This is a genomic window from Rhizobacter sp., from assembly GCF_031412495.1.
Classification (GTDB): Bacteria; Pseudomonadota; Gammaproteobacteria; order Burkholderiales; family Burkholderiaceae_C; genus Schlegelella_A.
On the sequence record NZ_JANODC010000354.1, the window covers coordinates 1 to 3,249 of the forward strand.

The window sequence follows — 3,249 nt, forward strand, 5'->3', positions numbered from 1 at the left end:
AAGAGGAACTCGCGCAGCTCGGTGAAGAGGGTGATCGACAGGCGCAGCGCGCCGTAGGCGATGAGCAGCGCGACCGGGACGACGAGCACGCTGCCCGGATCGCCCGGCTGCAGCGCAAGGGCATCGACGAGGTTCTTCAGGACCAGCGGCACGCCGATGTTGGCGAGCTTGGCGGCGACCAGGCAGGCCAGCGCGATCAGCACCCGCCAGCGCCAGGCCCACACATAGGGCACCAGCTTTCTCAGCGTGCGCCAGTCGGAGCGCGGCACCGCGTCGCGCGCGCCGCCCACCGCAGCAGGCGGCGGCGTGGACAAGGTGGCAGGTCGCATCGGCGGGGGGACGGGGGAGTTGATGAAAGAATGGTCGCTGTTCGACGTGGAGCAATATGCCCGAGATTTCAAGCGAGCAGCTGCAGGCTGCGGGTGCCTCCGATGCACCGCTTCAGCTGCCCGACGACCGCCAGCTCGTCATGCGGGTCATGCCCATGCCCGCCGACGCGAACGGCAACGGCGACATCTTCGGCGGCTGGATCATGGCCCAGGTCGACCTCGCCGGCGCCGTCCTTCCGGCCAGGATCGCCAAGGGCCGGATCGCCACCGTCGCCGTCAACCAGTTCGTCTTCAAGCAGCCGGTCTCGATGGGCGACCTGCTCAGCTTCTACGCCAGGGTAGAGCGGATCGGCCGCACGTCGGTCACGGTCAACGTCGAGGTCTATGCGGAGCGCAACCCCGCCGACCTGCGCGTCGTGAAGGTGACGGAGGCCAACCTCACCTACGTGGCCATCGACGACGCGGGCCGGCCCCGGGCCCTGAACGGCGGCTGAGCGCCGCACGGCCGCTCCCGCCGATTGCGACCGGCCGGCATGAGCCAGCGTCAGGAAGGCGGCAGCAAGGCCTCGGGCCGCCTGTGGCAGATCGACGCCCTGCGCGGGCTGATGCTGGTGCTGATGACGATCACGCACGTGCCGACCCGCTTCGTTTCCCCGGTCGGGCAGCCGTTCGGCTACGTCTCGGCGGCAGAAGGCTTCGTCCTCCTGTCGGCCTTCATGGCCGGCTGGATCTACACCGAGAAGCAGCTGAAGAGCGGCGTGGAGGACATGCGCACGGCGTTCCTGAAGCGCGTCCTCAAGATCTACCTGAGCCAGGCGGCGCTGCTCTTCTTCCTCTTCTTCGTCGTCACGATAATCGGCCTGGTCATCGAGCAGGAAGCGGTCACGAACCTGGTCTCGTTCTTCCTGCGCGAGCCCGTGGCCGCGTTCGTCGGCGCGCTGCTGCTCGTCTACAACCCGCCGCTGCTCGACATCCTGCCGATGTACATCCTGTTCATGCTGGCCAGCCCGCTGATCCTGGTCACGGGCGCGAAGCACGGCTGGCTCGCTCTGCTGTCGGGCAGCGTCGGCCTGTGGCTGGCGGCGCAGTTCGGCCTCAGCAAGGCGCTCTACGAAGCCGTCGTGCACCTCACGGGCCTGCCGATCCCGCTGGCCGAGACCGGCGCCTTCCACATCGTCGCCTGGCAGCTGCTCTGGATGCTGGGGCTGTGGATGGGTGTCGCGCACGCCCGCGGCACGGCGGTGACCGTCTTCCCGAACTGGCTCGTCGCCTGCGCCGCGGCGGTCGCGGTCACCGGCCTCGTCTGGCGGCACGCGGTCGGGCAGGCGCCCTTCCTCGGCGACGTCGTCCTGAACATGCTCTTCGACAAGTGGCAGCTGGGGCCGCTGCGCCTCGTCAACCTGCTCGCCCTGGTGACCCTCGCCATCCACTTCGGTCCCTGGCTGTCCACGCACCTGCCTCGGCTGCGCGTCCTCGAGACCCTGGGTGCGGCGTCGCTGCCCGTGTTCTGCGCCCACCTGGTCATCGCCCTGCTCGCGCTGACCGTCTTCGGCGAGCCGACGCCCGCCCGGCCCTGGGCGCTCGACATCGGCATCCTGGCGACGTGCTTCAGCGTCCTCTACGTCGTTGCCCGCATCAGCGAGAGGATCGACCGGCACGCGGCACGCGTGCGCGCCGGCTTCGCCGCCCGCCGCGCCGAGCGGACACGGGCCCGCCAGGCCGCCGCCGGGCTCAGCGAAGGTGTTCGGCGACCGCCGCCTTCCAGAGAGCGTAGCCGGCGGCGTTGAGGTGCAGCGCGTCGGCCTGGAACAGCTCGGCACGCGGCCGGCCGGCCCCGTCGATCATCTTCGTGTAGACGTCGACGTAGTCGAGCCCGGGATGGCGCCTGGCGTGGTCGCGGATCAGCTCGTTGGCCTGGATCGCCGCCGGCATGAGCGCCTCGCGGGCCGGGCTGGGCTTGATCGAGATGTAGACGATGCGGCTGTCGGGCAGCGCCTCGCGCACGCGGTCGACGAATTCGGTGTAGCTCGCCAGCACGCCCTGCGGCGTCGCGCCCTCGGCGAGGTCGTTGTCGCCGGCGTACACGACGACCGTCCGCGGCTGGTAGGGCAGGACCAACTGGGCGACGTAGCGGGCGCAGTCCGAGAGGCGCGAGCCGCCGAAGCCGCGCTTGACGATGGTCACCGTCCCGAACTCGCGCTCGAGATCGTTCCAGAGGCGGATCGACGAGCTGCCGACGAAGACCACGCCGCCCGGGGCGGGCGCGCGGTCGCGGTCGCTGGCGGCGAACCCTTCCAGACTCTCGCGCCAGCGCGACTCGACGGCCGGGGCGCCGGGCCGCATCTCGATCGAGGCCTTGCGCAGCGTCTGCGCGTGCAGGGGCGACACCGCGCCGAGGGCCAGGCCGAACACCGCGACGGCGGCGCGCATGCGGCGACGGGCGCGCACGTGAACGTGGTCCTTGCCCGGGCTGCGGGCCTGCTTGCGAAGCTTGCGGTGGCTCATGGCGACATTTTCGCAAAGCCGAAGCCCTGTGACACGGCACGGTCTTCTCGGGCACAAACCCGCTGCGGCGCCCGCATCCGGCGCGCTACATTGGTGCGCCGGCGAGAAGACGGCGGCAGTCGCAGACCACCCTGGAGACACCATGACCCTCTTCGCACCCGGCCGGCGCCGCTTCAACGGCCGGCTCGTCGCCGCCGGCGCGGCCCTGGCCCTGCCCGCGGCCCAGGCCCAGACCTGGCCGGCCCGGCCGATCCGCGTCGTCGTGCCGTACACCCCGGGCGGCTTCACCGACGTGACGGCGCGCCTCATCGCGCAGAAGCTCCAGGAGCGGCTCGGCCAGACGTTCGCGATCGACAACAAGCCGGGCGCCAACAGCATCATCGGCGTCGACCTGATCGCCAAGGCGCCGCCCGAC

4 protein-coding genes and 1 pseudogene are annotated in these 3,249 nt (G+C 70.9%); 3 read left to right on the plus strand and 2 right to left on the minus strand.

Translation table 11 applies throughout. The features are described 5' to 3' along the window. Positions 1-329: pseudogene (locus AC30N0_RS12950) on the minus strand (metal ABC transporter permease); the annotation flags it as partial. 56 nt (positions 330-385) lie between these two features. Here AC30N0_RS12950 and AC30N0_RS12955 point away from each other — a divergent pair. Beyond that, positions 386-823: an acyl-CoA thioesterase gene (locus tag AC30N0_RS12955; RefSeq protein WP_489518322.1), complete on the plus strand. Its 438-nt coding sequence runs from the start codon at positions 386-388 to the stop codon at positions 821-823. A gap of 39 nt (positions 824-862) precedes the next feature. Next, positions 863-2,116 (plus strand): OpgC domain-containing protein, encoded by a 1,254-nt coding sequence (gene opgC, locus AC30N0_RS12960; RefSeq protein ID WP_489518323.1) that lies wholly within the window; start codon positions 863-865, stop codon positions 2,114-2,116. Here the strand turns inward: opgC and AC30N0_RS12965 are convergent. Next, positions 2,061-2,834, minus strand: coding sequence for an SGNH/GDSL hydrolase family protein (locus AC30N0_RS12965; protein WP_489518324.1), 774 nt, complete (start codon positions 2,832-2,834; stop codon positions 2,061-2,063). The genes opgC and AC30N0_RS12965 overlap by 56 nt on opposite strands. A 142-nt stretch (positions 2,835-2,976) precedes the next feature. On the opposite strand from AC30N0_RS12965, the gene AC30N0_RS12970 reads away from it, so the two are divergent. After that, on the plus strand, positions 2,977-3,249 hold a 273-nt coding region (locus AC30N0_RS12970), incomplete at its 3' end, for a tripartite tricarboxylate transporter substrate-binding protein (RefSeq protein WP_489518325.1).

What these genes read in the sequence shown, in the direction of transcription:
- opgC (WP_489518323.1), top strand. Translation starts at nt 863, where the DNA reads ATGAGCCAGCGTCAGGAAGGCGGCAGCAAGGCCTCGGGCCGCCTGTGG.
- AC30N0_RS12965 (WP_489518324.1), bottom strand. Translation starts at nt 2,834, where the DNA reads ATGAGCCACCGCAAGCTTCGCAAGCAGGCCCGCAGCCCGGGCAAGGAC.
- AC30N0_RS12955 (WP_489518322.1), top strand. Translation starts at nt 386, where the DNA reads ATGCCCGAGATTTCAAGCGAGCAGCTGCAGGCTGCGGGTGCCTCCGAT.